The following is a 3,301-nucleotide window of genomic DNA, read 5'->3' as shown; positions in this document are numbered from 1 at the left end:
TTACGCACCACTCCCCCCTTGAGGGGGAGTCGGCAAGACGAGGGCGCAAGCCCGAAGTCGCGCCGGTGGGGGGAGCAGCTAAAGCGCCTGCTACGCCGCCGCGGCTAGGGGAACCGCAAGTGCCGCCTACCCCCCACCGCAGCAGGCGGCGCCTGGCGGCTTGCCTGCCGCGACTCCCCCTCAAGGGGGGAGTGATGGGAAGAATGAGGCGCAGGCAGGAATCTGCCCTCCATGGCGGGGTGGGAATCTTTTCCCCTCGATTACGTAACGGCTTGCGGGCGCCATGCCGCCGGCCGCCGCCCGCCAAACAAGGATGCCGCCATGCCCGAGCGTAACCGCATCCTCGCTTACCTGGAGGGATGCGCCCGTCCGCGCACCCTGGAAGAGATCGCCGAGGCGCTGGCCGTGCCGTCGGGCCGCGGGGGGAAGCTGTCGCGACTCCTGCAGGACATGGTCCGCGACGGCCAACTGCTGCGCAACCGCCGCGGCGGCTACGGCCCGGTGCGCAAGATGGATCTGCTGGCAGGGAGGGTACAGGCACATCCCGACGGCTACGGCTTCTTCGCCCCCGACGAAGGGGAGCAATCTCTTTTCCTCCCGGCGCGCCAAATGCGGGGCGTACTCCACGGAGACCGCATCCTGGCGAGGATTACCGGCGAGGGCCGCTCCGGACGCCCCGAGGGCATGGTGGTCGAGGTGCTGGAACGCGCGAACCGGCGCCTGGTGGGGCGCTACCGGCAGACGGACGGCATTGGCCTGGTAGTGCCGGACAACAATCGCCTGCCCGACATCGTCGTCCCCCATGCGGAGCATACTGCCGCCGAGGCGGATTACGTGGTCGTGGAGATCACGCGCCAACCCGAGCCCCATGCGCCGGCGCAGGGCAGAGTCGTAGAGGTATTGAGCGCCGAATCCGCACCCGAATTGGCGGTTACAATCATCATCCGCTCGCGCGAGCTGCCCTGCGACTGGCCGGAGGAAGTGCGGCAGGAGATGAGCCGGCTCCCGTCGCGGGTGGAGCGGGCACAGCACCGCGGGCGCAAAGACCTGCGCGGACTCCCGCTGGTAACCATAGACGGCGAGGATGCAAAGGATTTTGACGACGGCGTCCATTGCGAGCCGTGCCCGGAAGGCGGCTGGCGGCTCAGGGTGGCCATCGCAGACGTCTCCCATTACGTGCGTCCGCACACTGCGCTGGACCGGGAAGCGCGCCGGCGGGGCACTTCAGTCTATTTCCCGAACCGGGTCCTGCCGATGCTGCCGGAGGTTCTGGCCAACGATCTCTGCTCGTTGCGCCCCGGGAAGGATCGCCTCTGTCTGAGCTGCGAATTGCGCATCGGCCAGGACGGCCAGGTGCTGAGCGCGGAATTTTTCCCCGCCCTGATCCGCTCGGCCGCCCGCCTCAGCTACGCCGACGTAGCCGCGATGATGGAAGACGGCGACAAAACCCGGCGCCGGCGCCACGCCGAGATACTGCCGAATCTGAGCGCCCTGTACGAGCTGTTCCGCGGCGTCCGCGGCCGGCGGCAGCGGGAAAGCGGCCTGCTGGACTTCGACATCCCGGAAATGAAGTTCGCCTTCGACAAGCGCCGCCGGGTATGCGCTGTGCGACCCCAGCAACGCAGGGACTCGCACCGGCTCATCGAGGAATGCATGCTGTTGGCCAACGTGGCGGCGGCACAGCTGCTGCAGGAACAGGAATTGCCCGCGCTGTACCGGGTACACGACCCGCCGACGACGGAGCGGCTGCAGGAATTGCGCGCCTTCCTGGGCCGGATGGGGCTGACCCTGGCGGGCGGGAAGAAGCCGACTACGGCGGACTATGCCCGGCTGCTGCGCCAAGCGCAGAAACGCGGCGCCGGCAAGCTGGCGCAGACCATGATCCTGCGCAGCATGTCACTGGCCCTTTACTCCGGCGAAAACCGCGGGCATTTCGGCCTGGGCTTCGCAAGCTACGCGCATTTCACCTCGCCGATCCGGCGCTACCCCGACCTCTGGGCGCATCGCCTGATTCACCGCCACCTGGGCCGCCGCGACGGCGGCGACGACGATGCCGATCCCGAATCCCTGGCCGGACAATGTTCCCTGGCCTCGCGCCGGGCGGAAGAAGCGGAGCGCGACATGGACCGGTGGTGCAAATGCGACTACCTGCGCGACCGGAGCGGAGAAGAATTCGACGGCACGGTCAGCGGCGTCTGTGCCTTCGGGCTGTTCGTGGAACTACAGGGGCTCGGCATAGACGGCTTGGTGCACGTGACCGCCCTGCCCAGCGACTACTACCACTACGACCCCGCCGGACAGAACCTGCGCGGCGAGCATCGCGGCAAGACCTACCGGCTACTGCAGCAACTGCGGGTACGCCTGTTGCGGGTAGATATGGACAACCGCCGGTTGGATCTGACGCTCGCCCCCGGCGCGCCATCGTGAGCGGCCGGAACGACAGCGAGATCGTGTACGGCGTCCATGCCGCGCGCCACGCTCTGGAGGCGGACGCAAAAGCGGTGCGCCTGCTGTGGCTGCACGACGACGGGCGCCCGCGCCAGGTCCTGCGCGCCATCCTGGAATTGGCCGGGCGACAGGGAGTGACGGTGCGACGAGTGGAACGGCGGCGCCTGGACCGGCTGAGCCGCGGCGGCAGGCACCAGGGCGTGGCCCTGCTGCGCAGGCGCCCGCCGCCGGCCTCCCCCCGTGACTTGCAGGCCCTGCTGGCCATCGAACGGCCCCAACGGCTGCTCCTGGCGGTGGACGGCATACAGGACCCGCACAATCTCGGCGCCTGCATGCGGGCGGCGGATGCCGCCGGCGCCGACGGAATCGTCGTGCCCCGCCACCGTTCCGCCCCCCTGACGCCCGCGGCCCGCAAGGTGGCCTGCGGCGCTGCCGAGCGCCTGCCCCTGTTCTGCGTCCCCAACCTGCGGCAAGCGCTGGAGCGTCTGCGCGAAACCGGGTTGTGGCTACTCGGGCTGGACGCCGACGCCCCCACCGCAATCTATGACCTGGATCTGTGCCGCCCCCTGGTCGTGGCGGTGGGTTCGGAGGGTACCGGGCTGCGCCGCCTGACGCGGCTCTGTTGCGACCGATTGGCCCGCATCCCCCTGCGCGGCAGTGTGGAAAGCCTGAACGTCGGCGTAGCCGCGGGCATCGCGCTGTTCGAAGCCGTGCGTCAGCGTCGCGCCCAGGAGGGGAAGGCGTCCGAACCCGGGCCGTAACCCGGAGCGGCTGCGCGCGCGAACGAACGGCGCACTGGGGGCGCCCGCCGCTGCCTTCAGGGTTCCCCGTCTCCGCCCTGCAACTGGCGCTC

2 protein-coding genes are annotated in these 3,301 nt (G+C 69.5%); both read left to right on the top strand.

The features are described 5' to 3' along the window. The first annotated feature begins 321 nt into the window (after window positions 1–321). Window positions 322–2,427, top strand: coding sequence for a ribonuclease R (gene rnr, locus OXU43_03210; protein MDD9824168.1), 2,106 nt, complete (start codon window positions 322–324; stop codon window positions 2,425–2,427). Further along, window positions 2,424–3,209 carry a 23S rRNA (guanosine(2251)-2'-O)-methyltransferase RlmB gene (gene rlmB / locus OXU43_03205; protein ID MDD9824167.1) on the top strand — a complete coding sequence of 262 codons (786 nt, stop codon included), beginning with the start codon at window positions 2,424–2,426 and terminating at the stop codon, window positions 3,207–3,209. Before rnr ends, rlmB begins: the two co-directional genes overlap by 4 nt. Window positions 3,210–3,301: the final 92 nt, after the last annotated feature.

It is taken from the genome of Gammaproteobacteria bacterium, from assembly GCA_028817255.1.
GTDB lineage: Bacteria > Pseudomonadota > Gammaproteobacteria > Porifericomitales > Porifericomitaceae > Porifericomes > Porifericomes azotivorans.
This window is presented reverse-complemented; position numbering and strand designations above follow the sequence as displayed.